Origin of the sequence: Streptomyces sp. LN549 (genome assembly GCF_043203805.1) — a bacterium.
GTDB lineage: Bacteria > Actinomycetota > Actinomycetes > Streptomycetales > Streptomycetaceae > Streptomyces.
The window spans coordinates 5,959,565-5,984,356 of the sequence record NZ_JAZHRI010000002.1; the positions used below are offsets into that span (position 1 = coordinate 5,959,565).

24 protein-coding genes are annotated in these 24,792 nt (G+C 71.8%); 9 read left to right on the forward strand and 15 right to left on the reverse strand.

The window, feature by feature from the left end; genetic code table 11:
* The first annotated feature begins 7 nt into the window (after positions 1-7).
* Positions 8-2,428, forward strand: a complete 2,421-nt coding sequence (gene lon / locus SH922_RS27180) for an endopeptidase La (protein ID WP_393060452.1) — start codon at positions 8-10, stop codon at positions 2,426-2,428.
* Between the two features lie 104 nt (positions 2,429-2,532).
* Here lon and SH922_RS27185 read toward each other — a convergent pair whose 3' ends face one another.
* Both SH922_RS27185 and SH922_RS27190 read right to left on the reverse strand, forming a co-directional pair.
* Positions 2,533-3,213 (reverse strand): polysaccharide deacetylase family protein, encoded by a 681-nt coding sequence (locus SH922_RS27185; RefSeq protein WP_393063703.1) that lies wholly within the window; start codon positions 3,211-3,213, stop codon positions 2,533-2,535.
* Positions 3,214-3,662: 449 nt separating this feature from the next.
* On the reverse strand, positions 3,663-4,508 hold the full coding sequence (locus tag SH922_RS27190) for a lysozyme (protein WP_393060453.1): 846 nt from the start codon (positions 4,506-4,508) through the stop codon (positions 3,663-3,665).
* Between the two features lie 224 nt (positions 4,509-4,732).
* Between SH922_RS27190 and SH922_RS27195 the strand changes: the two genes are divergently transcribed.
* Positions 4,733-5,230, forward strand: a complete 498-nt coding sequence (locus SH922_RS27195; protein WP_393060454.1) for a MarR family winged helix-turn-helix transcriptional regulator — start codon at positions 4,733-4,735, stop codon at positions 5,228-5,230.
* Positions 5,231-5,323: 93 nt separating this feature from the next.
* Here the strand turns inward: SH922_RS27195 and SH922_RS27200 are convergent, their stop codons facing one another.
* Positions 5,324-6,109: a protein phosphatase 2C domain-containing protein gene (locus tag SH922_RS27200; protein ID WP_393060455.1), complete on the reverse strand. Its 786-nt coding sequence runs from the start codon at positions 6,107-6,109 to the stop codon at positions 5,324-5,326.
* Between the two features lie 273 nt (positions 6,110-6,382).
* Entirely contained in the window at positions 6,383-6,559 is a 177-nt protein-coding gene (locus tag SH922_RS27205; RefSeq protein ID WP_393063839.1) for a hypothetical protein, read from the reverse strand.
* Between SH922_RS27205 and SH922_RS27210 the strand changes: the two genes are divergently transcribed.
* The 5 genes from SH922_RS27210 to SH922_RS27230 are packed head-to-tail and all read left to right on the forward strand — an operon-like array spanning position 6,474 to position 12,263.
* Positions 6,474-9,482, forward strand: coding sequence for a nitrate- and nitrite sensing domain-containing protein (locus SH922_RS27210; protein WP_393060456.1), 3,009 nt, complete (start codon positions 6,474-6,476; stop codon positions 9,480-9,482). The genes SH922_RS27205 and SH922_RS27210 overlap by 86 nt on opposite strands.
* The gene (locus SH922_RS27215; protein WP_219574267.1) at positions 9,479-9,958 is read left to right on the forward strand and encodes a roadblock/LC7 domain-containing protein; all 480 of its coding nucleotides are present in this window, start codon (positions 9,479-9,481) and stop codon (positions 9,956-9,958) included. Before SH922_RS27210 ends, SH922_RS27215 begins: the two co-directional genes overlap by 4 nt.
* Positions 9,955-10,368, forward strand: a complete 414-nt coding sequence (locus SH922_RS27220) for a DUF742 domain-containing protein (protein WP_393060457.1) — start codon at positions 9,955-9,957, stop codon at positions 10,366-10,368. The genes SH922_RS27215 and SH922_RS27220 overlap by 4 nt, the downstream gene beginning before the upstream one ends.
* The gene (locus tag SH922_RS27225) at positions 10,349-10,999 is read left to right on the forward strand and encodes an ATP/GTP-binding protein (protein ID WP_393060458.1); all 651 of its coding nucleotides are present in this window, start codon (positions 10,349-10,351) and stop codon (positions 10,997-10,999) included. The genes SH922_RS27220 and SH922_RS27225 overlap by 20 nt, the downstream gene beginning before the upstream one ends.
* 22 nt (positions 11,000-11,021) lie before the next feature.
* Complete coding sequence (locus SH922_RS27230) at positions 11,022-12,263, forward strand: styrene monooxygenase/indole monooxygenase family protein (protein WP_393060459.1); 1,242 nt, start codon at positions 11,022-11,024, stop codon at positions 12,261-12,263.
* 91 nt (positions 12,264-12,354) lie between these two features.
* On the opposite strand, the gene SH922_RS27235 is transcribed toward SH922_RS27230, so the two are convergent.
* The 6 genes from SH922_RS27235 to SH922_RS27260 all read right to left on the reverse strand — a co-directional run bounded on the left by SH922_RS27235 (position 12,355) and on the right by SH922_RS27260 (position 18,380).
* Entirely contained in the window at positions 12,355-13,530 is a 1,176-nt protein-coding gene (locus SH922_RS27235; protein ID WP_393060460.1) for an NlpC/P60 family protein, read from the reverse strand.
* Positions 13,531-13,696: 166 nt separating this feature from the next.
* The gene (locus SH922_RS27240) at positions 13,697-14,947 is read right to left on the reverse strand and encodes a PQQ-binding-like beta-propeller repeat protein (protein ID WP_393063704.1); all 1,251 of its coding nucleotides are present in this window, start codon (positions 14,945-14,947) and stop codon (positions 13,697-13,699) included.
* A complete protein-coding gene (locus SH922_RS27245; RefSeq protein WP_393060461.1) occupies positions 14,925-16,268 on the reverse strand; it encodes a protein kinase in 1,344 nt (447 codons plus the stop codon). The genes SH922_RS27240 and SH922_RS27245 overlap by 23 nt, the downstream gene beginning before the upstream one ends.
* An 86-nt stretch (positions 16,269-16,354) precedes the next feature.
* Positions 16,355-16,621, reverse strand: a complete 267-nt coding sequence (locus SH922_RS27250) for a hypothetical protein (RefSeq protein WP_393060462.1) — start codon at positions 16,619-16,621, stop codon at positions 16,355-16,357.
* Between the two features lie 17 nt (positions 16,622-16,638).
* The gene (locus SH922_RS27255; RefSeq protein WP_393060463.1) at positions 16,639-17,391 is read right to left on the reverse strand and encodes a TetR/AcrR family transcriptional regulator; all 753 of its coding nucleotides are present in this window, start codon (positions 17,389-17,391) and stop codon (positions 16,639-16,641) included.
* A gap of 53 nt (positions 17,392-17,444) precedes the next feature.
* Complete coding sequence (locus SH922_RS27260; protein WP_393060464.1) at positions 17,445-18,380, reverse strand: diiron oxygenase; 936 nt, start codon at positions 18,378-18,380, stop codon at positions 17,445-17,447.
* A 179-nt stretch (positions 18,381-18,559) separates the two neighbouring features.
* On the opposite strand from SH922_RS27260, the gene SH922_RS27265 reads away from it, so the two are divergent.
* On the forward strand, positions 18,560-19,669 hold the full coding sequence (locus SH922_RS27265; RefSeq protein WP_393060465.1) for a ferritin-like domain-containing protein: 1,110 nt from the start codon (positions 18,560-18,562) through the stop codon (positions 19,667-19,669).
* 22 nt (positions 19,670-19,691) lie between these two features.
* Here SH922_RS27265 and SH922_RS27270 read toward each other — a convergent pair whose 3' ends face one another.
* From SH922_RS27270 to SH922_RS27280, 3 genes are read right to left on the reverse strand one after another with little or no spacing between them, the layout of a single operon-like run.
* Entirely contained in the window at positions 19,692-20,192 is a 501-nt protein-coding gene (locus SH922_RS27270; RefSeq protein ID WP_393063705.1) for a DinB family protein, read from the reverse strand.
* A gap of 32 nt (positions 20,193-20,224) precedes the next feature.
* Complete coding sequence (locus tag SH922_RS27275; protein WP_393060466.1) at positions 20,225-20,626, reverse strand: VOC family protein; 402 nt, start codon at positions 20,624-20,626, stop codon at positions 20,225-20,227.
* A 12-nt stretch (positions 20,627-20,638) separates the two neighbouring features.
* The gene (locus tag SH922_RS27280) at positions 20,639-21,178 is read right to left on the reverse strand and encodes a GNAT family N-acetyltransferase (RefSeq protein WP_393060467.1); all 540 of its coding nucleotides are present in this window, start codon (positions 21,176-21,178) and stop codon (positions 20,639-20,641) included.
* An 88-nt stretch (positions 21,179-21,266) separates the two neighbouring features.
* Here SH922_RS27280 and SH922_RS27285 point away from each other — a divergent pair, with 88 nt between their 5' ends.
* Complete coding sequence (locus SH922_RS27285) at positions 21,267-22,157, forward strand: ADP-ribosylglycohydrolase family protein (protein WP_393060468.1); 891 nt, start codon at positions 21,267-21,269, stop codon at positions 22,155-22,157.
* Positions 22,158-22,197: 40 nt separating this feature from the next.
* Here the strand turns inward: SH922_RS27285 and SH922_RS27290 are convergent, their stop codons facing one another.
* Entirely contained in the window at positions 22,198-23,265 is a 1,068-nt protein-coding gene (locus tag SH922_RS27290) for an amidase family protein (protein ID WP_393060469.1), read from the reverse strand.
* A 48-nt stretch (positions 23,266-23,313) separates the two neighbouring features.
* Positions 23,314-24,771 (reverse strand): peptidoglycan D,D-transpeptidase FtsI family protein, encoded by a 1,458-nt coding sequence (locus tag SH922_RS27295; RefSeq protein WP_393060470.1) that lies wholly within the window; start codon positions 24,769-24,771, stop codon positions 23,314-23,316.
* Positions 24,772-24,792 lie beyond the last annotated feature (21 nt).

Here is a 24,792-nt window from a genome sequence, read left to right on the forward strand (position 1 = left end):
GGAGATCATGGCTACTGAGTCCAATGCGGTCACACCGCTCACCCTGCCTGTGCTGCCGCTCGACGACGAGGTCGTGCTGCCCGGGATGGTGGTGCCTCTGGACCTGTCCGACAGCGATGTACGTGCCGCGGTGGAGGCCGCACAGGCCGCAGCCCGAGAAGGCGGCGGCAAGCCCGAGGTGCTGCTCGTTCCGCGCATCGACGGGACCTACACCGGGATCGGTGTCATCGGGACCGTCGAGCAGGTCGGACGGCTCTCGGACGGCGACCCGGGCGCGCTCATCCGCGGCCGGGGACGCGTGCGGATCGGGGCCGGGACCAGCGGTCCCGGTGCCGCGCTCTGGGTGGAAGGGACCCGGGTCGACGTCTCCGTCCCCGAGCCCCTCCCCGGATCCGCCGCCGAGCTGGTCAAGGAGTACAAGGCGCTCGCCACCAGCTGGCTGAAGAAGCGTGGCGCCTGGCAGGTCGTGGACCGGGTCCAGCAGATCGAGGGCGTCTCCGCGCTCGCCGACAACTCCGGATACTCCCCCTTCCTCACCACCGCCCAGAAGGTGCAGCTGCTGGAGACCGCCGACCCGGTGGCCCGGCTGAAGCTCGCCATCCAGTGGCTCGGTGAGCACCTCGCCGAACAGGACGTCGCCGAGTCGATCGCCAAGGACGTCCAGGAGGGCGTCGACAAGCAGCAGCGCGAGTTCCTGCTGCGGCGCCAGCTCGACGCCGTACGCAAGGAACTCTCCGAGCTCAACGGTGACCCGGAGGACGAGTCCGACGACTACCGGGCACGCGTCGAGGCCGCCGACCTTCCCGGGCACGTCCGCGAGGCCGCGCTCAAGGAGGTCGACAAGCTGGAGCGCTCCTCCGACCAGAGCCCCGAGGGTTCCTGGATCAGGACCTGGCTCGACACCGTCCTCGAACTGCCGTGGACCGAGCGGACCGAGGACGCGTACGACATCAAGGGCGCCCGGGAGATCCTCGACGCCGAGCACGCGGGCCTGCAGGACGTGAAGGAGCGCATCACCGAGTACCTCGCGGTGCGCAAGAGGCGCGCCGACCGCGGGCTGGGTGTGGTCGGAGGCCGGCGCGGCGGTGCGGTGCTGGCCCTGGTCGGGCCGCCCGGTGTCGGAAAGACCTCGCTCGGCGAGTCCGTAGCGCACGCCATGGGCCGTGAGTTCGTCCGTGTCGCGCTCGGCGGTGTCCGGGACGAGGCGGAGATCCGAGGCCACCGGCGTACGTACGTCGGCGCACTCCCGGGCCGCATCGTGCGCGCCATCAAGGAGGCCGGTTCCATGAACCCGGTCGTCCTGCTCGACGAGATCGACAAGGTCGGCTCCGACTTCCGGGGCGACCCTGCCGCAGCCCTGCTCGAAGTGCTCGACCCGGCGCAGAACCACACCTTCCGCGACCACTACCTGGAGGTCGAACTCGACCTCAGCGACGTCGTCTTCCTGGCCACCGCCAACGTCCTGGAAGCCATCCCGGAGGCGCTGCTCGACCGGATGGAGCTGGTCAGGCTCGACGGCTACACCGAGGACGAGAAGGTCGTCATCGCCCGCGACCACCTGCTCCCGCGCCAGCTGGAGCGGGCCGGTCTGGAGAAGGCCGAGGTCACCCTCGACGAGTCGGCGCTGCGCAAGCTGGCCGGCGAGTACACGAGGGAGGCCGGGGTCCGGAACCTGGAGCGGGCCGTCGCCCGGCTGCTCCGCAAGGTCGCGGCCCAGCACGAACTGGGTGACCGCGAACTGCCGTTCACGGTGACCGAGGACGACCTGCGCGGTCTCATCGGCCGGCCGCACCACGTCCCGGAATCCGCCCAGGACCCGGCCGGGCGCCGCACCGCGGTGCCGGGTGTGGCCACCGGACTCGCCGTGACCGGGGCGGGCGGTGACGTCCTCTTCGTGGAGGCGTCGCTCGCCGACCCGGAGACCGGGGCGTCCGGACTGACCCTCACCGGTCAGCTCGGCGACGTCATGAAGGAGTCCGCGCAGATCGCGCTGAGCTTCCTGCGGTCGCACGGCGCGGAGCTGGAGCTGCCGGTCGCGGACCTGAAGGACCGGGGCGTGCACATCCACTTCCCGGCGGGCGCGGTCCCCAAGGACGGCCCGAGCGCGGGCATCACCCTGACGACCGCGCTGGCCTCGCTGCTCTCCGGGCGGCTGGTCCGTACGGATGTGGCGATGACCGGTGAGGTGTCGCTGACCGGACGGGTCCTGCCGATCGGCGGCCTGAAGCAGAAGCTGCTGGCCGCCCACCGCGCGGGCATCACCACCGTGGTGATCCCGCAGCGCAACGAGGCCGATCTGGACGACGTCCCCGCCGAGGTGCTGGACACCCTGGAGGTCCACCCGGTCACCGACGTCCGCCAGGTGCTGGAGATCGCCCTGGCCCCGGCCTCGGCCCCGGCGGAGCGGAGGATCCCGGCCGCGGCGTAGGTGCCACGGCGTGACGGGCGTGGTACCACGGACACGGCCGGTACGGGCGGCCCGTCACCCCTCGCGGGGAGGCGGGCCGTTCCGCGTGAGCGGCGGCACCCGGATCAGGGGCGGTAGATGGTGCCCGGCACCGGCTCGGCGGGCGCCATCAGCTGGGGCACCGTCACGAAGGTGTAGCCCTGCTTCTTCAGCGCGTCGATGATGCCCGGCACCGCGGGCACCGTGCCCTTGTAGATGTCGTGCAGCAGGATGATGCCGTCCTTGGTCGCCTGGTCGAGTATCCGCTTCTTGATCAGCGCCGAGTCGGTCGTCGAATAGTCCTTGGCCGTGGCGTTCCACAGGATCTGGGACAGCCCCAGGTCCTTGCTGATCCCGGAGACCGTGTCGTCGGTGCGGCCCTGCGGCGGGCGCATCAGCCGCGGCTTCTTGCCGGTGATCGCCTCGATCGCGTCCTGCGTCTTCTCCAGCTCGGCGCGTATCTCCGTGGGCTTCTTGTCCGTCAGGATCTCGTGCGACCAGGTGTGGTTGGCCACCTCGTGCCCCTCCGCCGCGATGCGGCGGACGGTGTCGGGGTGCTTCTTCACATGGTTCTTGCCCAGCAGGAAGAAGGTCGCGTGGACCTTCTCCTTCTTGAGGATGTCCAGCAGATGAGGGGTGTCCTCGGCCGGGCCCGCGTCGAAGGTGAGGGCGATGCACTTGGCCTCGCGGCAGTCCACCGGGCCGAACGAGCCCTTGGCATCCGATCCGGCGTCGCCGCGGGCGGATCCGGGGGCCGTGGTCTCCATCGAGCAGCCGCTCAGCGTCAGCGTGAGCGCCGTCACAAGAGCGACGGCCAACCCCGTACCGATCGACTTCGTCCTATTGGGCAAGGCGGGTCACTCCCTCGTTGCTTACGTCGCACTTATGTGCGGACTGCAAGGACTATACACATCACGTATACACGGCATGTATAGGGGGAGGGTGTGGGTGCCGGAAAGGCATCGTGCCTGGTCGGAGCGGTGGACAGGACAGAGCCCGGTGACGGGTGCGTCACCGGGCTCTGCGGGGCCGGGCGGCTGCCGGCGGGGAGTGGCTGGGTTCTTTCGTTTGGATCGGGCCGGATCAGGGAGCGGGCTCCGGCGCCGTGCACCGCAAGGCGGAGGAGGGGGGCATGGCGGAGCCGTGCCGACTGACGACAACGCCGCGAGGTGCGGCGCCGGAGCCCGCGAGCCCGGCATGATCCAAACGAGAGGCCCTAGCCGTTGGCCAGCGCCTGTACGCGGTCGAGGGCGCCGTTGAAGTGGTTGTGGTCGCCCACCGTCGGGCCGGACGAGGTGTACTGCCAGATCGTGTAGTAGCCCCAGCCGGCCGGGAGCTCGCCGACCGTGGTGTTGTAGCGGGCCACCCAGAGCGGGTTCGTCGTGGCGAAGCCGGCGTTGTTGCCGGTGCAGGCCTGCCACCAGCTGGTCGCGGTGTAGATGACCGCGTCGCGTCCGGTGCGCGCCTTGTAGGTGTTCACGAAGTCACGGATCCAGGCGACCATCCCGGCCGCGGTCTTGCCGTAGCACTGCGCGCCGTACGGATTCCACTCGATGTCGAGCACGCCCGGCAGCGTCTTGCCGTCCTTGGACCAGCCGCCCCCGTGGTCCACGAAGTAGTTGGCCTGGACGGCGCCGCTCGTCGTGTCCGGGGTGGCGAAGTGGTACGAGCCGCGGATCATCCCGATGTTGTACGAGCCGTTGTACTGCTGGGCGAAGTCCTCGTTCGTGTAGTACGTGCCCTCCGAGGCCTTGACGTAGGCCCACTTGACTCCGCTGTTCCACAGCGTCGACCAGGCCACGGCGTTCTGGTGGCCGCTCACGTCCACGCCTTCGGTCTGGACCGCGCGGGTGGTCGGCAGTCCGCCCTGGCCGTCGTGCGCGACGACGCCCATGCCCATCGTGGCCGTGCCCCGGGCGGGCTTCGTGGGGTCTCCGGTGGTGGGGGCCGCGCCGGCGGCGCCGGGCAGGGCGACGAGGAGGGAGAGAGCTGCGAGCAGGGTTCCCGCTGCTGCGAAGCGCGAGCGACGGACTGTCTTGGAGCCGGATCTGTGCACGGGCATTGCGTGCCTCCGAGGCCTCGGTGGGGGGGATCTGCTGACCCGGGGCGCGCGGACGCACCCCTGGCGGCATGCCATGGTGTGAACATGCCATGCATGACGCTACGCACGTAGACCCGGGTGGCGGAAGAGGGCCTGGGCGGTGCCGTTGGTCTACTCCTGCGAAATACTGGTGGAGCTGCGGCGATGACCGGCGGCGAAAGAAACTTTCAGTGGCGGGAAAGCTCATGAGGGGTGTTGACGTGCACGGGAGCGAAAGCGGGAGTGAACCCGGCGCAACCGGGGGAATTGGTGTGGACCACGAGTTCCTCGCCCTGGAGCTGGAGTTGGCGGTGTTCCTGCGCCGCGCCCGGGCCAACTCCGGTGAGATGGCACGCGAGGTGCACCCCGAACTGGAGGCGGCGGCCTACGGACTCTTCGTGCGCCTGGAATCGGCCGGCCGTCAGCGGGCCACCGACCTCGCCTCGTACTTCGGCGTCGGCAAGGCCACCATGAGCCGTCAACTGCGCGCCCTGGAAGTCCTCGGACTGGTGGCGCGCGAGCCCGACCCGGCGGACGGGCGGGCCTTCCTCGTCCACCTCACGGACGAGGGCCTCGACCGCTTCCGCAGCGTCAGGGACGCGCGCCGCGACCGCTATGTGCGCAAGCTCGCCGACTGGGACCGTGCCGAGGTGGCGGAGCTGGCCCGGCTGCTGCACCAGCTGAACGCCCGCGCCGAGGGCTGAGAGGCTGCCGGGAGGCCGTGGATCGGACAGCGGACGCGGCCAGGCAGCCTCCGAGGCGGGCCGGTAGCCGCGCGCCGGGCGTGCACCGGCGGTTCACAGCTGTGCGTAGACCGCCGTCGCGTCGTCGTGCAGCTTGCTCCGGCGCAGGTGCGTACGGTCCGTGTCCGCGTCCTCCAGGGCCCGGACCCGGTCGATCAGCCCCTGGGGACCCTCTTTGTGAAGCACCCCGAGGCAGGCCGCCCAGTCGCCCTCGCCGAACATCTCCGTCCAGCGGCTCGCCCCGTCCGTCATCGCGGCGACCGCACGCACCTCGGCGCGCGGCGTCCGCCCGGTGACCGCGCGGTCGGCCACGGCCGGGTCGGCGGCGGCGGTGAAGAAGCCGCCCTCCTTGTTCCGTACCTGCGCGTCGGCGATCGCCTCGGAGGCGAGGGAGCCCGGCGGCAGCCGGTCGAGGCGGTCGTCCAGCAGGGCGCGGACCGTGCCGCCGGGCGACTCGAACAGCAGCACCGAGTCGGACAGCACCAGGTGCTCGATCTCCGCCTCGTCCCAACGCGCCACGACGACAGTCGCCTGTGGCGTACGCACGTGAGAAAGGTCACACCGGAAACGGTGCGCCTCGGCGGTGCGCCGGATGGACTCCGCGAGGATCTCCCGCAGGGTCAGATCCCGCCGCGAAACGGACAGTTCGACCAGGGCGCCGCCCAGTCGCGCGGTGAACCAGGGGACCGAGTGCGCACAACCGGTGCCACCCGGCGGCGGAGTCACCCCGTCGAGCAGCACGAGCCCCCCACCCTGGCCGGAGGCGGGGAGGGCGGTGGCTGCCCAGTCCTCGTTCGGACGTCCGGCGAGGCCGGCGGCGGTGGCGAGTTCGATGCGCATTCAGCCAGTCTGCACGATGCCTTCACGGAGCCTGCACGGACCGGGGATTGGCCCGTACCAGCAGGTCAGGCAGGCAAGTGGAGCGGAAGGAACCGCTCCGGGCGGTGTGCGGGCGGGCATCCTGCCAAAGCCTGCCCCGAAGATCCAGCCGGACGCCCATGTGTGCCGTCGGGGGCCCGAGGGGAGACTTGTTCGCCAACTCCGGAGTGATGTTCACTCGTTCGAGTGGCGGAGCGGTTGATGCGCGCCCCCTTCCCAAATGCACTGGAATGGTCAGAAGCCGTACCAGGGGTCGGGGCGCTCGTTCACGTGACCGAGCGTCACCTCTGCTTCAAGGGCGGACGAGTCGAGATTGCGAGCACCGGTGCAGAAGAAGCGGCCTCGGAGCAAGGGCAGCAAGCACAGCAGTTCCGAGGTGGCGTCTTCGGCGCCGGCTGAGAGCGGGCGCACCGTGCGCGTCCGCAGCCGGCTCGTCGCAGGCGTCGCGGTCGTCGGGATCACTGTCATAGCCGCGGGAGCACCGGCAGCCCTGAGTGCTTCCTCCGACCTGACCGAGTCGCAGCGGCTGGTCACCCTCGCGGAGCTGAACCAGCAGGCCATCGCGCTCGCGCACTCCCTCGCCGACGAGCGCGACGAGGTCACCGCCTTCATCGCGGGCGGCCGGGAGGGCAAGCTGGGCTCGACGAGCGGCGCCGCGGGAAGCCGCAGCGCCCGCGTCGACCAGCAGGTGGACGAGATCCGGGACGCGGCCTCCGCCGTTCTGCGCCGAGACCTCTCCACCATTCCCTCCCTGCGTCGCGACGCCATCGGCGGCAAGGGCACCGCGCTGGAGGCCCACCAGGCGTACACCGAGGTCATCTCCAAGCTCCACGACCTCTCCGACGAGCTCGCGGACAGGACCCCGCCGCGCGCCGCCGAGGCGGTCCGCGCCCCGCTCGCGCTCGGCCGGGCCACCGAACAGGCCTCCGCCACCCGCGGGCTGCTGCTCGCCGCGCTGGCCGTCCCCCGCAAGGAACCGGCCACCCCGCAGATCGACCCGTTGACCGGCCTGCCCGTCCAGACCCAGGACGAGGGCGAGACCAAGGAGGACCGCACCCGCGACGAGCTGAGCGGCGCCGCCCAGCAGTACCGGGTCGGCGAACTCTCCGCCCTCGCCGACTTCGACCAGGCCGCCGGTGCCACCGCCCGCGACAAGCTGGCCACCACCGTCACCGGCCCCGAGGTCAACAGCGCGGAGAAGTACCTCGCCGGACTCACCGACCGCCCCGAGCTCTCCGAGGCCGACCAGAAGGTCAGCAGCAAGAAGCTCCAGGCGGCGCTCTCCGCCCGGATCGACCGGATGCGGGGCGTCGAGTCCGCCCTCGGCACCGCCCAGGTGCAGCGGCTGGGCCAGCTGCGCGACGACGACGTCACCGCGCTCGAACTGCGGATCGCGCTGCTCGGTGGCTGTCTGCTCATCGCCGTCGGCGTCTCCACCGCCGTGGCCCGCACCCTCACCCAGCCGCTCGCCGTCCTGCGGATCGGCGCCGGCCGCCTCGCCTCGGAACCCGAGACGGCCGAACCGGTCCGCTACACCGGCCGCAACGACGAGTTCGCGCAGGTCGTCCGGTCCATCAACGCCCTGCACGGCCGGCTGCACGGACTGCTCCACGAGTTCAACGGACGGTTCGAGAAGCTGGAGAGCGAGCGCGGCGAACTGATCGCCGGCCGCGAGGCCCTCACCCTCCAGCGCGCCGAACTCCAGGTCCACACGGCCGACCTGACGGCACAGCTGGAAAAGCTGAAGAACACCGTCCACCACACCTTCGTCAACCTGTCGCTGCGCACCCTCGGTCTCGTCGAACGCCAGCTCGGCGTCATCGAGTCCCTGGAGGAGCGCGAGCAGGACCCGGAGCGGCTCGGCACGCTGTTCAAGCTCGACCACATGGCCACCGTCATGCGCCGCCACAGCGAGAACATGCTGGTGCTCGCGGGCGCCGATCACGGGCACGGGCACCCGGGGCCGATCCCGCTGGTCGACGTGATGCGCGCCGCGGTCAGCGAGATCGAGCGGTACGAGCGGGTCACCATCCAGTCCCTGCCGCCGCACGCCCAGATCGCCGGGTTCGCCGCCGACGACCTCAGCCACCTCGTCGCCGAACTCCTGGAGAACGCCACCTCGTTCTCCCCGCCGGACTCCCACGTCCAGCTCTCCGGCTGGCTGCTGGAGACCGGTGAGGTGATGCTCTCCGTGCAGGACGAGGGCATCGGCATGTCGTCCGTGCGGATGGGCGAGCTCAACACCCGCCTCGGTGACCCCTCGCTCTTCGAGGCGGGGGAGCAGAGTGCGGACGGGGCCGGCCTCGGTCTCCAGGTGACCTCGCTGCTGGCCGCGCGCCACGGCGTACGGGTCCAGCTGCGGGAGCAGAAGGGCAGCGGGGTGACCGCGGTCGTCGTGCTGCCCCAGGCGCTGCTCCCGAAGGCGCCACCGGCCGCGACCCCGCCGCCGGTCACGGCCCTCGGTGACGCGCCCACGCTGAACCTCCCCGGATCGGTCGCCGAGGCCAACTCCAACGCCCTGCCGCGCCGCACCCTCGCGCTGCCCGGCGACCCGCTGATCGCGGCCGCCGAGCAGACGATCGCCCAGACCGGCACGACGGCCGTTCCCGCGTCCGGCCCGGGGGCCGGGGCCCTCGCAAGGGATCACACCCCGGCCGTCCCCGTCCCCGACCACGAGCCTCCGGTCGCCCCCGAGCCCGAGACCGCGCAGGCGGCGCAGCCCGCACCGGACCCCGAGCCGTTCCTGCCCGCGGAGTCCGAGGCAGAGACCACGATGCAGGTCCGACTCCCGCGGGTGCCCGAATTCGACGACGTACCCGAGTTCACGCACGCCCCCGCCTTCGGGGACGGCCCGGAGCCCACGTCCGCCGCCGGCCCGTACGCCATCGGCCCCGACCGTCACGAGCGCACCGCCGACGAGGGCCGGCAGCCGCAGCCCGCCCCGGCCCCGGCACCGGCACCGGCCGCGCCCACCCCCGCGCCCGCCCCCGCCCCCGTCTCGACCTCCGTGGCCGACGCGCTGCCGGGACCGCGCCACGCCGAGCCCGGGCGGATCACCGACAAGGGGCTGCCCAAGCGCACCCCCAAGGTCGTCAAGCCCGCAGGGGCCCCCGCACCCGAGCGCACGGGCACCGTGGACAAGGAGGCCCTGCGCCGCCGGCTCGGCGGCTTCCACCAGGGCGCGAAGAACGGCCGCCGGGACGTCGAGGCGGAGATCGCCGAGGCCACGGCCCCGGCCGGAGGCACCACACGTACCGAGCACACTGAGCCGGCAGGCCGTACCGATGGCCGGACCGGGGAGACGGGGGACACAGTCGAGGAGGCACGCAGTTGACTGCGCCCAGCACATTCGGGCTGAGTACCGAGGCCCGGAACCTTCACTGGTTGCTGAGCAATCTGGTGGAGGAGGTGCCAGGGGTCCACTCGGTCACCGTCGTTTCGTCCGACGGACTCATGCTGCTCTCCTCCGACCCCGGCCACCAGGTCGCCCAGGTGGCCGGCCGGCAGGACGGCCCCCGGGGCTCCAGTGCCGATCTGGCGACCATCGTCTCCGGCATCGGCAGCCTCACCATCGGTGCCGCGAAGCTGATGGACGGCGGCGGCGTCAAGCAGACCATGGTCGCCATGGACGAGGGCAGCGTCTTCGTCATGTCGATCAGCGACGGCTCGCTGCTCGGGGTGCACGCCACTCCCGACTGCGACATGAGCGTCATCGCCTACCACATGGCGCTCTTCGTCGGCCGTGCCGGACACGTACTCACCCCCGAACTCCGCAGTGAGCTGCGCAAATCGATGGAGAGCGCCCAGTGACCCCCGCTGTTGAACCCGCCCGCAGGCTCCCCGTGCGCGGGGCCGACAAACGGCCCGCGCGGGTGCGCCCGTACTCGCTCACCGGCGGCCGTACCCGCTTCGGCCACGTGCTGCTCGTCGAGACCTTCGTCGCCGCGCTCGAAGCCCCCGACGAGCGCCGCGAACTGACTAACGGCAACCTGGCCTCGCGCGTCATGCCGGAGCTCCAGGCCATCGTCGAGATCTGCCGGCGGATGCGTACCGTCGCGGAGATCTCGGCCCTGCTGAAGATGCCGCTCGGCGTGGTCAGAGTGCTGCTCAGCGACTTGGCCGACCAGGGAAAGATCCGCGTGTACGGAACCGGTCACGGCGCCGGCCAGCCCGACCGCGCACTGCTCGAAAGGGTGCTCAATGGACTCCGTCGTCTCTGAGTCGCCGCTGTTCGCCCCGCGCCAGCCGGGGCCGAGGGACCAGGCCGAGGAATCGCTGCAGGCCTGGCAGCTCGATCACACCAGGGCACCGATCGCCACGAAGATAGTGGTCGCGGGCGGCTTCGGCGTGGGCAAGACCACCTTCGTGGGCTCGGTCTCCGAGATCACCCCACTGAAGACCGAAGCGATGATGACCCAGGCCAGCGAGGAGACCGACGACCTCAGCGCGACGCCCGACAAGGTCACCACGACCGTCGCCATGGACTTCGGCCGCCTCACGCTCGACGACGACCTGGTGCTGTACGTCTTCGGCACACCGGGACAGCAGCGCTTCTGGTTCATGTGGGACGACCTGGTGCGCGGCGCGATCGGCGCGGTCGTGATGGCCGACACCCGCCGGCTCGCCGACTGCTTCCCCGCCCTCGACTACTTCGAGAGCTGCGGGCTGCCGTACATCGTGGCCGTCAACCACTTCGAGGGAACGCCCGGGTTCGAGGCGGAGGATGTCCGGGAGGCCCTGACTGTCCCCCCGCACGTGCCTGTTGTGATCATGGACGCGCGTAACAGGATCACCGTCGTCGAGTCGCTGCTGGCCCTGGTGGGCCACGCTCTCGACGCCACCCCGGCATAGATACACACAACGGAGAACCGCGATGCGGAAGATACTCATAGTCGGAGCCGGCCAGTCCGGGCTCCAGCTCGCCCTCGGACTGCAGTCCAGGGGCTACGAAGTCACCCTCATGTCCAACCGCACGGCCGACGAGATCCGCTCCGGCCGGGTCATGTCGACGCAGTGCATGTTCCACACGGCGCTCCAGCACGAGCGGGACTACCAGCTCAACTTCTGGGAGTCCCAGGCCCCGCGGATCGAGGGCCTCGGCGTCTCGGTCGCCGCGCCCGACTCCTCGCGCGCCGTCGACTGGGTCGGCAAGCTGGACGGCTTCGCCCAGTCCGTGGACCAGCGCGTGAAGATGGCCGGCTGGATGGAGACCTTCGCCCAGCGCGGCGGACAGCTCGTCATCCACGGTGCGGCCGTCTCGGACCTGGACTACTTCTCCCGCACCTACGACCTGGTGATGGTCTCGGCCGGCAAGGGCGAGCTGGTCTCCATGTTCGGCCGGGACGCGTCCCGTTCGCCGTTCGACGCCCCGCAGCGCGCCCTGGCCGTCGCGTACGTCCACGGCATGGGCCCGCGCCCGGAGCACCCCGACTTCGACGCGGTCCGCTGCAACCTGGTCCCGGGCGTCGGCGAGCTCTTCGTGATGCCGACACTGACCACGTCGGGCCGCGCCGACATCCTGTTCTGGGAGGGCATCCCGGGCGGACCGCTCGACGCCTTCCAGGGCATCAAGGACCCCTCGGAGCACCTCGCCAAGACGCTGGAGCTCATGGAGCGGTTCACCCCGTGGGAGTACGCACGCGCCACCAAGGTCGAACTGACCGACGCCAACGGCACCCTGGCGGGCCGTTACGCCCCGACCGTCCGCAAGCCGATCGGCCGGCTCCCCGGCGGCGGTCTGGTGCTCGGTGTGGCGGACGTGGTCGTCGCCAACGACCCGATCACCGGGCAGGGCTCCAACTCGGCCTCCAAGTGTGCGAACGCCTACCTGGACTCGATCATCGAGCACGGCGACCGCGAGTTCGACGCGGAGTGGATGCAGTCCACGTTCGACCGCTACTGGGACACCGCCCAGCACGTCACGAAGTGGACGAACGCGATGCTCGGCGTCCCGCCGGAGCACGTGCTGAACCTGATCGGCGCCGCCGGCCAGCTCCAGCCCGTCGCCGACCGCTTCGCCAACGGCTTCAACAACCCGGCGGACTTCGACAACTTCTTCTTCGAGCCGGAGAAGACGAACGCGTACCTCGCCTCGGTCGCGGGTCCGGCCGCATAAGCGCCCCGTACCCCCTGATCGCACCGGCCGGGCCGGGCGTCGCCGGAGCTCCCGGCGAGCCCCGGCCCGGCCGACGTGTTCGGGGCGAGCGCTACTCGCCGGGCGACGAGGAGTCGCCGTACCCCTCGTCGGAGCCGTCGGCGGCCCCCTCGGGAAGCTCCGGCGGCTTGTAGGTGGTCAGCGGTGTGCTCTCCGGATCGGGCCGGACAGCGCCCAGCAGTGGATTCGACGCCACCGGGGAGACCTTGACCTGGGAGCCGGGCCGCGGCGCCTGGACCACCAGACCGTTGCCGATGTACAGCGCCACGTGCGTCGCCTTCGGGAAGTAGATGACCAGATCGCCGGGGCGCAGGGCGTTCAGCGGCACCTTCCGCAGCTGCCGCCACTGCTCCTGCGAGGTCCGGGGAATGGTGCGTCCGGCGCTTGCCCAGGCCTGTGAGGTGAGCCCGGAGCAGTCGAACGAGCCCGGTCCCTCCGCACCCCACACGTACGGCTTGCCGATCTGCTCGATCGCGTACCGGACGGCCTCTCCCCCCTCCGCGGTCGCCGGCCGGAAGGAGGGCAGGGCGCCGGAGGCGACCAGTGCGTCCTGGGCCTTGTCCGTGCCCTTCTGTTCGAGGCGGGAGACTTCGGCGAGCTGTTTCTCGGAGAGGGTGGCGAGCAGACCCTCGACCTGTTTCAGCCGCGAACGGACCGTGTCGCGCTGCTTCTTCTGCTTTGCCGCCAGGACTTGTTGTCTGTCCAGCACCTTCCGGGACTGCTTCGCCAGCTCGGCCGCACGCTTCTCGGCGCCGCCGAGCCGGTGCATGGTCGCCACCCGCCCGGCGGCCAGCCGCTGCACGACCTGGCCCTGGTCCAGGGCGTACTCGGGATCGCGCATCAGCAGCAGCCGCAGGTACGCGGAGAGGTCGGAACGGCCCTGGTACTGCTCACGGGCCAGCCGCCCGGCGGCGTCGCGGCTGCGGGACAGCGAGAGCCGGGCGGTGACGAGCTCGGAGTCCAGGTTCTTCGCCTCCGCGGTCCGCTTCTTCAGCTCGGCCGCCGTCCCGTTGTAGGTCTCGGTGGCCTCCTCGGTCTGCTGGTACAGCCGCTGAAGTTCGTTCAGCAGCCCGGCGACGCCGCCCGGTGCCGTTTGTCCGGGTCCGGCGGCCGGGGCGGCGGGGTCCTCGGGGCCCGGCGAAGGGGCCGCGACGGCCGCGGCCGGCGAGGTCATGACGACGGCGGCGAGCGCCGCCGTGCCGAGGGAGCGCAGGAGTTTGCCCGACACGACACCACCTCCGGAAGCGGGGTGAATCGTGCGACTACCCCATGAGTGAGCGCAATTCCTCCATACGTTCACTCGCCGTCAGGTGATGCAAGAACCTCCGGGCGTGGCGGCGGGCCCGTTCCCCCGGAAGGCGGCAGGGCGGCCCTGGGGGACGGTCCCGGCCCGGTCAGTCGACCGGGAACGCGTAGACCATGCGGTCGCGCCGGACGACAGCGGTCTTCCCGGAGGCCAGAACCTGGTAGGAAGCGGTGACCTTCGCCCCCTTCGGGTCCTGGGCCCCGATGTCCTGGAACTTCCAGAGCCGCCGCCCGTCGGCCGCCGCGAACGCGGTGACCTGCCCGGGGCCCGCCGCGAGCAGCGTGCCGCCCGAGCCGCTGAGCGTGACCGCGGGAGCCGATCCGTCGGCCACCGCCTCCGTCGACCGCCGCCAGCGCAGCTTCCCGGTCTCCCGGTCGACCACACCCACTTCCTGGTTGTGGTTGGTGGTGTGCAGCAGTGCGCCGGCCTCGGCCGAGGTCCCGAAGACGGAACCCGGCGTGCCGTTCAGCGTCCACTTCGGCTTGCCGCCGGGCGTCTCGAAGGCCCGCAGGTCGTCCCCGACCGCCGCGAACAGCACCCCGTCCGTGTCGCCCATGGCCGCCGCGTCGGGGGTGACCGTGCCGAAGGCCTTGGTCCACTGAAGCTTTCCGGTCGTCCGGTCGAAGCTGCGGAAGTGGGCCTTGCCCTTGGCGGCCTTCACCTCGGCGGGGGTGAGCGTCAGCCGGTCCTGTCGCACGACGACGGCGTCGGGCCGGATCGCGATCAGGCGGTACTCGGGCGCGATCGGGCCGCGGCCGGTGGGTACGGGCGTGCGCCACAGTTCCTTGCGCTGCTCGATGTCGTACCCGAACAGATACGACTTGACGACCTGCTTGTCCTTGCCGCGCTTCTTGCCCTTCTTGGGCTTGGGGGCCTTCACCGTGACCTCGTGCGAGCCGGTGAACCAGAGGTTCGGGCCGGACGATCCGACGAGCGTGCGCACCGACAGATGCGGAGCTTCCTCGAACCCGTCTGCGTACGCCACCCGGTGGGCCACCCGGCCGTCCTTCGCGGACAGCCACAGGAACTCGGACGGTCCGGCGACGAAGCAGAGCTCCTTGCCGGCCGGCAGGGCGGCCTGGCCCTTGGCGGCGTCGGGGCTCTCCCAGACCCGTCGCCCGGTGTTCAGGTCGACGGCGGACGCGTGGGTCTCGTCCGTCAGGACCAGCAGCCGTTCGTTCCAGAGGGCGGCGGTGAGGGGGGCCGGTTCGGCCGCCGGATGGGTGTAGATCCAGCGCGGCTGCGGAGGCAGCCCGGCGACGACCGGCCGGCCGGGGCCCGGTGCGGGCTTGGCGTCGACCTTGGGCTCGGCGTCGTCACCGGACCCGAGCGCGAGCACCGCGCCGGCCCCGGCGAGGAGCCCGGCGGCTCCGGCGGCGGCCCCGATCAGCAGGGTCCGGCGGTCGACGGCAGCGGGCTTCGCGGCGGCCGGGGGAGTGGCGGAGGGGAAGGGCGCCGCGGGGCCGGGGGCGGGCAGTGCGTGCGGGGTCATGGGGGCGGCGGCGGGGATGACCGCCGGCTGCCCGGGCAGTTCGTGCGGCAGGGAGAGCTGGGTGGTCACCCGGTCGGGCCGCGGGGCCATGTGATCGATGACCCCGAGCTGCGCGGTCCGGGTGTCGCGGCCGGGCGGGAGCGGGGTGGGCGGGGAGCGGTGCGGGCGGGGGCGTGCTCCGCGCGGAGTCCTCGGCGGTGACGGGGACGGCGTCCTGCACGACCGCCGCGTCCTGCACCGTCTCCGGGGCGGTGGGCGGCGCGGCTTCCAGGTTCCGTACCCGGTCGCCCTGTTCGGCCACGGCAGCCGTCAGCCGTGCGGGCAGCCAGCCGCCCTTGGCCAGTCCGGCCGCGCCCTCCAGCGCCAGCTCCGCCGCCACCGCGCCCGCGGTCGGACGGTCGGCCGGGTCCTTCGCCAGGCAGCGTGCGACCAGGTCCCGCAACTCGTCCGGCACGGCGTCCAGCCGGGGGTCGGTGTGCGCGATCCGGTCGGCGGCCTCGGCGGCCGGGCCGTCCGCCAGCGGGGTGCTTCCCGTCGCCGCGTACGCCAGCAGCAGGCCCAGCACGAAGAGATCGGAGGCCGGTCCGGCCTCCTGACCCGCGACCTGCTCCGGGGTCAGATAGCCGAGCCGTACGGAGAGCTGGCCACCCGGCCGCGCCTCTGCGTCGGCCGCCGCGCCCAGCGGCCCGAAAGCGGTGAGCCGCGGCCCGTCCTCGGCCAGCAGCACGGTCCTGGGGGCGAGCCCCTGCAGCACGGCCCCCGTCGCGTGGACCCGGGAGAGCGTCTCGGCGATGCCCGCGCCCAGTATCCGGACGGCACGCTCGGGAAGCGGTCCGGCGATGTCGACCGCCTCGGCGAGGGTCAGCGCCGGAACGTACGCCGAGGCCGTCCACAGCCGGCCGTCGTCCTCGGGCCCGTCGTCGGGGGCGTCGAGCCGCGCCTCCACCCAGCCGCCGGACAGCCGGTCCGCGGTACGTGATTCCGCCTGGAAACGCCGCCGGAACGCGGGCAACGCGGCCAGTTCCGGCCGGGCCGCGGTGATCACGACGAGGTCCTCCGGAGCCGAGCCGTGCGCGAGGTACTGCACCGCGGCGGCCGTCTCACGGAACCGCCCCAGCACGGTGTACGGGCCGAAGCGGCGTGGATCGTCCTGACGCAGCGCCTCCATGGCGCACCCCCTTGTGACCGTCCTTCGGACCAGACCGTCGATCTTAGAGGGTCCGGCAGTCGCGGCCCCATTGCGCCCCAAATGTGTCACCCCGGCTTCGACCAGGGCCACTTGGGGCTGTGGCGTTCACGGCCGTCGGGGGCGTACTCGTACACCCAGCCCCGCTGGATCCCGAGCCGCTTGGTGTGTCCTGCCGCAACCCGCCGGTACGCGTACACGGTGGCCGGTCCGCCGTCGGCGTCCGGGACCGGGACCTCGTACCACTTGGGCGGGTGGCCGGTCGCGCCGACGAGGACGGGCAGGACGCGTCCGTCCAGCGGTCCGCCGGTGAAGGGCGTGTTCTCGCTTCTCACCGCACCAGTCTGACCGATCAGCCGGGCGGCAGCAGATGCGCCGCCTCGCCGACCACCGGGATCAGCCGGTCCGCCAGCCGGCCTGCCGGGCCCGCCGAGGTCTCCAGCGGCAGCAGTTCGGCCACCGCGGCCGCGGTTCCGGGGTCCGTGGCGGCCGTGACGGCGAGGAGCCCGATGAACTGGTCGACGAGCCAGTCGCGCAGCTCGGACGCGGCCGGCTGCTTCCCCTCGTCCAGCCAGATCAACGAGGCCGCCTCGACGGCCGCGATCCAGGTGCGCACCATCATCCGCAGCCGCGGTCCGGGTTCGCTGCCCGCGCCCCGGCCCAGGTGCAGGAGTATCTGGTCGGCCGCCGCCCTCCGCACCTCGTCGACGATCGTGCTCGTACGGGACGTCTCGGCGACGCTGCCGCCGCGCAGCAGTGCGCTGAAGCCGGCGTCGTGCTCGTCGACGAAGGCGAGATAGCGGTCGAGGACCCGCGTCACCCGCTCCGTGGGCGGGCCCACGGCCGGTTCGGCGAAGCACAGGATCAGTTCCTCCGCGGCGGACCTGAGCGCCGCCTCGTACAACTGCTGCCGCCCGCCCGGGAAGTAGCGGTAGACCAGCGGGCGCGACACCCCGGCCACCGTCGCGACCTCGTCGAGCGAGACCTCGTCGGGGGCCCGGTGCGCGAACAGGGTGAGCGCCGCACCGAGGAGCTGGGTGCGGCGTTCCTCGACGCTGAGCCTTCGGTACGCACGGGTCGGCGGCGCGGCTGCGGCAGGGGTCATACCAGGCAGCCTAAGGCCTGCCCTTCCCGGCGGCCCGGGGTCGGGCAGCCGGATCAGGCCAGCAGGCCCGAGCTCTTCCACAGCCTGCGTCCCACTCCGTTGAGGACCCCGATGTCGTCGAAGAAGTCCGTCAGCCGCTTGGCGCCGGACTGCATGACCTCCGCCCGGTGGCCGCTGGCCTTCACCTGGGCCACGGCCTCCTGGCGGTCCAGGCCGACGTTCTCGTACACCTGCGGGTTGACGAAGCAGACGGAGAAGACGCGGGCCGCCTCCCCGCAGCTCACCCGGGTGAGCTCGCGCTCCCAGCGCGGGGCCGTCACCATCTGGCGGCGCAGTTCCTCGCGGGCGTACCGGACGTGCCGTGCCTCCTCGACCACATGGATGCGGGTCACCCCGCGCACCAGGGTCTGGACGCGCTCGTCGGGGAAGGTCAGCCGCTGCATCCAGTCGAGGATCTCCTCGCCGAGCAGCGTCGCCGCGAACGAACCGGGCGTCGTGGAGACGGTCTTCAGTACCCGGGCGAGGTTGTGGTACCGGCGCGGAACCGGGTAGCAGGGCGCCCCGCCCCAGGTGATCATCCGGCCGAACATCATCGAGTGCCGGCACTCGTCGGCTATCTCGGTGAGTGCGTAGCGGACGTGGTTGCTGACCACCGGCTTGTCGTAGATGTGGCGGACCAGCAGCTGCATGAGGATGATCTCGAACCAGATGCCGAGCGAGGCGAGCGAGGCGGCCTCGTGCCGGGCCAGTTCCTGCCGCTGCTCCTGCGACATCTTCTTCCACATCGGGGTGTCGTAGAGGGAGATCAGCTCGGGCGGCCAGAACCACTTGCCGTCCTCGACCGCCGCGTCCCAGTCGAGCTCCTTGTCCGGGTCGAAGGAGTGCTTGGCGGAGGCCTCCAGGAGCCGTTCGGCGATCTGCTCGCGGTCGCGGAGCGGGCCGAGTGCGTCGCGGAGCAACTGCACATCGCGTTCGGTCACGGTCGTCATGGCTGGACGCACCTCTCCCATGGGTTACCGACGGTCACCCATTATGAGACTACTTGTCAGCAAGGCCGTCAATCCCTTGCGCGCGACTTGTTGACCCGGCGTCTACCAACGTGTGAACCTGCCAACTGAGCCAGGGTTCAGGTGACTTACCGGAGCATTGCGAGGCGAAGGAGCCGTCCGTGTCGACACACGACCTCTACACCACCGCCCCCGAGGAACTGCTGTGGACGGTGCCCGCCTCGGGTGCCGCCCGGTTCAGCTGGGACTACGACGACGGCCGTGAGCGTCTTCTCGCCCTGTACCAGAAGGGCAAGGACAAGCAGTGGGACGGCAACAAGCGCATCGACTGGAGCATCGAGGTCGACCCCGCCGATCCGCTCGGCACCCCCGACGAGGCCCTCACCCTGTACGGCACCCCGCACTGGGCGAAGATGACCGAGAAGGACCGGGGCGAGCTGCGCAAGCACTACACCTCCTGGCAGTTCAGCCAGTTCCTCCACGGTGAGCAGGGCGCGATGGTCTGCGCGGCCCGGATCGTGGAGTCCGTCCCCGACCTGGACGCCAAGTTCTACTCCGCGACCCAGACCATGGACGAGGCCCGGCACGCGGAGATCTACGGCCGGTTCCTGCACGAGAAGGTCGGGATGCTGTACCCGATCAACGACAACCTCCAGGGGCTGCTGGGCGACACCCTGCGTGACTCGCGCTGGGACATGCCTTACCTCGGCATGCAGGTCCTCATCGAGGGCCTGGCCCTGGCCGCGTTCGGCATGATCCGCGACACCACGACGCAGCCGCTGCCCAAGCAGATACTCGCGTACGTCATGCAGGACGAGGCCCGCCATGTCGCCTTCGGCCGGATGGCGCTGCGCGACTACTACAAGCAGCTGAGCGATGCCGAACTCCGCGAGCGCGAGGACTTCGTCATCGAGGGCTGCTACCTGATGCGCGACCGGCTCAGCGGGGTCGAGGTGCTGGAGAACTTCGGCATCGCCAAGCAGGAGGCGAAGGACCTCTCCGAGCACTCGGAGTTCCTCCAGCTCTTCCGCAAGCTGCTGTTCAGCCGCATCGTCCCGTGCGTGAAGGACATCGGTCTGTGGGGCGAGCGCCTCCAGAAGGCGTACGTCGACATGGGCGTCTTCGAGCTCGGCGACTCGAACCTGGACCTGCTGATGGCCCAGGACGAGGAGATCGCCGAGCAGCTGGACCGGGAGCGCTTCGAGGCGGAGGAGCAGGCCCGGGTGGCGGAGGTCGCCGAGGCGATAGCGGAGGGCGGAGCGGACCGTTAGACCCCGCCGGGCCCTGCACGTCCTAGGTCAGGACCAGCCACCGCCGGCCGTCGAGGAGTTCGCGTGCCGCGTCGAGATGACCGGCGTGGCACGCGGTCTCGGTGATGACGTGCAGCAGGACGTCCCGCAGGGTGTGCAGGTGCGGTTCGCCGAACTGCGCGTGGGGCCACCAGGCCAGGGGGGCGTCGGCCACGGCCGCGGTGATGACGGCGTCAGCGAGGCCCGTCTCCGCACGGTACCGGTCGAGCACCTCTGCGCCGGTCGTGCCGGGGGCGACCTGCCAGGCGTCGTCGATCTCGTCCAGGGCCGCGATCACGGCCGCGTCACCCGTGAACACGGCACGGAACCAGAATCGTTCGACATCGAGAGCCAGATGCTGGACGAGGCCCAGACACGTCCACCCCGACGGGAGCACGGGCCGCCGCAACGCCTCGGCGTCAAGCCCTTCGAGGATGCCGAGGACATGGCGGCGCTGCCCCTCCAGGGACGACAGCAGGGCGCGGATCTCGGCGCCGGGAGCCATGGTCCCGGTCTCCTGCCCGGCTTCGGCCGTGGTCATCGTGCGATCTCCCAGATGTGGCCGCCGGGGTCGCGGAAGCTGGCGGTCCGGATGCCCCAGGGCCGGTCCATCGGCCCGTTGAGCAGCGTCACACCGCGGTCGGCCAGCACCTTGCACATGGCATCCACGTCGTCCACGGGGAGCGTGAGCTGCATCCGGGCACCGGTGTCCTGACCGGCGACGCCCGCCGGTGCGATCAGCCCGTGCGCGGCGGTGGTCCGCAGCAGATTGATGAGGGTGTTGCCGAAGGTGAAGACCGCCGAGTCGCCGTCCTCGTACGTCACCGGCAGTCCGAAGACCTCCCGGTAGAACCGCTTGGTCTCCGCCAGGTCCTCGGTGAACAGGGTGAGCGCGCTGATGCTGCCGGGCCAGTAGGTCGTGCCGGTCGTCTCTGTCACGGCAGCCACGATCTACGAACTTCCCTGGCCTGTACAGGGGGTTGCGGGGTCGTCCACCGCCCGCTCCATGCAGACCAGTTCCGCGCGTTCGTCCCACGACGGCGTGACGGCGAAGCCGAACCGTTCGTAGAGCGAGACGGCTCCGGTGCGCCACTGCCACACCGACAGCCGTACGGTGTGGGCCCCGCTGCGCGCGGCGTGGGCGAGCGCGGCGTCGAGCAGGGCGGAGGCGACGCCCCGGCCACGGGAACCGGGATCCGTCCAGAGGCGCTTGATCTCCAGCCGGCCGTCCACAGGGGCGGTCACCACGAGGCAGCCGACGGCGGTTCCCCCGTCCAGCGCCACGAGCACGACGGCGTCGGCGAACGCGCGGTCCGGATCCTCGGCCTCCACCCGGTACCGGTCGGGCAGCCCGGCCGCGTCCGCGACGGGCCGGCCCTTCTCCGCCTCCGTCTGCAGGTGGTAGTCGATGAGCAGCGCGGTCAGTCCGTCCACGGTGGAGAGCGTGTGCGCAGGAGGCTGTACGACGGAAAGGCCGCGTCGATCGTTCATGGCGCAAGGATCACATGCGGCCGCAACGGGCTTCGGCGAGGCCGAATTCCGGTGTACGGTCCCGGCCCCGCGGCGGGAGGATGGGGCCATGTCCTCAACCACCGTTGCCCCGGACCTCGCCGCCGCCCGCCGCAGCCTCGAAGGCCTCGCGCTCGGGGACGCTTTCGGCGAGCGGTGGTTCCCCCTCTTCCGGGAGCCCCGGCAGGCGTACAACGAGATCAGGGCGCGCCGCACCCCGCACGAACCCGTCTGGCACTGGACCGACGACACCGCCCTGGCGCGTGCTCTGCAGAGGGTGCTCGACGACCACGGGCACGTCGAGCAGGACCGGCTCGCGCTGTACTTCGCGCTCGCCTTCGAGGCCGATCCGGCACGCGGGTACGGCCACGGCATGCACATCCTGCTGCCCGAACTGCTGACGTCCCCGGCCGACTGGCGGACGCTGGCCCCCGATCTGTTCGAGGGCGGAAGCCTCGGCAACGGCGCCGCGATGCGGGTCGCCCCGCTCGGGGCGCGATTCCACCGGGACGTCGGCCACGCGGCCGAACAGGCCGCGCGGCAGGCGGAGGTCACCCACGCCCACCCGGAAGGGATCGCGGGCGCGGTAGCGGTCGCGGTGGCGGCGGCGCTGGCGGTTCGTGGTGAGTTCACGCTGGCCCGGGTCGCCGGGCGGACCCCCGCGGGGGCGGTGCGGGAGGGCCTGCTGCGGGCCGTGGACGTACCGTTCGAAACGGAGCCGTGGAAGGCCGCTGACCTGCTCGGCAACGGGCAGCGCATCCGCTCCGACGACACCGTGCCGTTCGCCCTGTGGACCGCGGCCCGTCACCCCGACGACCTGGAGGCGGCGCTCTGGGCCACCGCCGAGGGGCTCGGGGACGTCGACACCACGTGTGCCATCACCGGCGGGGTCGTCGGCGCGGTCACCGGGGTCGAGGGGGCGCCGGCCGAGTGGCTGCGACGCCGGGAGCCCCTGAACTGACGAGCCGGCTGACCGGGCTCCGCCGCCGGGGCGCTGCCCGTCATGGCCGCACGGGGCCCAGTGCGTCCTCCACGGCACAGGCCATGGCGAGCAGTGAGACGTCCGCGCCGCGCCGCGCCACCAGTTGGAGCCCGACCGGGCAGCCGTCCGCGGTGAATCCGGCGGGCACACTCGCCGCCGGATGCCCGCTCAGGTTGAACGCCCAGGTCAGCGCGGTGGAGAAGAGTTCGCCCGGTCCGTCGTGGCCGTGTGGGCGGTTGGGGGTGACGGGCGTGAGGAGCAGCGGCGTGCCTGCGAAGAAGGCGTCCAGTCTGCGGTCGTTCTCGCGCCGGAGCTCCCCGAGGTGCGGCGGCACCTCCCGGCTCCGCACGGCCTGCCAGGCCGCCGCCGGGTCCAGCAGCTCGCAGCCGCGGTCCGCGAGCCGCACCACGCCCGCCGTGACCAGCCGCCCGACCGCTCCCCGCACCACCGCCGCCACCTCCGGGTCGACGTCCGCGAATCCCAGGTCGGGGCTGTAGGCGGCGGACAGGGGCAGTTCGGCCGTGGCCGGCCCGTAGTCGTCCAGGACGCAGCGCAGATAGGCCTGCGCCCGCGCGGCAGTCCGGGTCAGGACCCCGGCGGAGGCGAGGCCGGACCGGTCGGGGGAGGGCAGCAGCCCGTTGGTCGTCTTCAGCCCGAACACCCCGCACCAGGCGGCCGGGATGCGCACCGACCCCGCCCCGTCGCTGCCGGTCGCCAGCTCCACGAGATCCGCCGCGACCGCCACCGCCGAACCCGCCGACGAACCGCCCGGCGTCCGGTCCGGCCGCCAGGGGTTGACGGTACGGCCGTTGGCGCCCAGGCCCCAGGTCTTCCAGTACGTGCCGGGGCCGGGCAGGGACGTCGAGCCGACCGGGACGCCACCGGCCGCGATCAGCCGCCGGGCGGCGTACGAACGGATCCCGGTGGGACCCTTCACCGCGAACGGCAGCCCGGCCAGGGGGAGCCGCGCCGCCCCAGGCAGCCGGGCGAGCGCCTCCTCGTGCCACACGTCGACGAACGCGCAGAGCCGCGGGTCCTCCCGCTCGATCGCGGCCAGCGCCTCGGCGGCCCTCCTGAACTCCGTCACTGCCTCAGAGACCCCGCTCCCTCACCCGCCCCGGATTGCCGGACGCTCTCAGTCTTCCAGGGCCGCCTCCATCACGGAACGGGCGATCGGGGCGGCGCTGCCGCCGCCGCTGATGTCGGCCCGGTCGGCTGCGGCGTCCTCGACCACCACGGCGACGGCGACGGCCGGCCTCGCTGAGCCCTCCGCCTGCGCCCAGGAGATGAACCAGGCGTACGGCAGACCGGAGTTGTCGATGCCGTGCTGGGCCGTGCCGGTCTTGCCGCCGACCGTCGCCCCGTCGATGGCCGCGTTGGTGCCGGTGCCGTCCTGCACCACGTCGATCATCATCTGCCGCAACCGCATCGCCGTCATCGGATTCATCGCCCGGTGGTACGAACGCGATCCGGTGGTGTGGACGGTCGAGCCGCTGTGCGTGGTCGTACGGTCCACCAGGTGCGGGTGCATGAGCTCGCCGCCGTTGGCCACGGCCGAGGCCACCATCGCCATCTGGAGCGGGGTCGCCGTCGTGTCGAACTGGCCGATCGAGGACAGGGCCAGCTGGTCGTCGCTCATCTCCGTGTCGAAGTTGCTCTTCGCCACCCCGGACGGGATCGTGAGCCCCGTGTCGTTGAAGCCGAACTTCCCGACCGCCTCCACCATGCCGTCCAGCCCGACCTCCACCCCGAGGTGCGCCATCACCGTGTTGCAGGAGACCCTGATCGCCTCGGCCAGCGACGCCTGCTCGCAGCCGCGGGCCTCGTTGGGCAGCGTGGTCGAGGTGCCCGGCAGGACGTAGGGGGAGGGAGTGTCGGTCTCGGCGTCCGGATCGGTGACGACCTCGGCGTCCAGGGCCGCCGCAGCGGTCACGATCTTGAACGTGGAGCCGGGCGGATACGTCTGCCGGATCGCCCGGTTGAGCATCGGCTGGCTCCGGGACGCATTGAGCTCGCGCCAGGCGTCGGTGACGGACGAGCCCGTGCCGGAGAGCCGCCCGGGGTCGTACGAGGGGGTCGAGACCAGGGCCAGGATCTTGCCGGTCGTCGGCTCGACGGCCGCCACCGCGCCCCGGCGCCCGCCGAGCCCCTCGTAGGCGGCGCGCTGCATGGAGTCCTTGATCGTGGTGACGACGTCGCCGCCCGGCTGCCGGCCGCGGGTGATCTCGTTCCAGAAGGGGAGCGGGGCGAGCATGGGGTCGGTGCCGGAGAGGATCCCGTCCTCGGCGTGCTCGATCAGGGTGGTGCCGTACGTCTGCGAGGCGTACCCCGTCACCGGCGCGTACAGCGGGCCGTTGCGGTAGGTGCGCTCGTACGCGAGCTGCTCGCCGGTGTCCTTCGAGCCGGTGACGGATCTGCCGCCGACCAGGATGTTGCCGCGCGGCTGGTCGTAACGGTCGATCGTGGTGCGGCGGTTGGCGGCGTTGTCGTCGAGCTCGTCGGCCTCGAAGACCTGGATGCGGGCGGCGTTCACCAGGAGGGCCACGAGCAGCAGCAGACAGAACGCGGCGGCGCGGCGGATGTAGCGGATCATGTCCTGGCCCCCGGGGCGGTC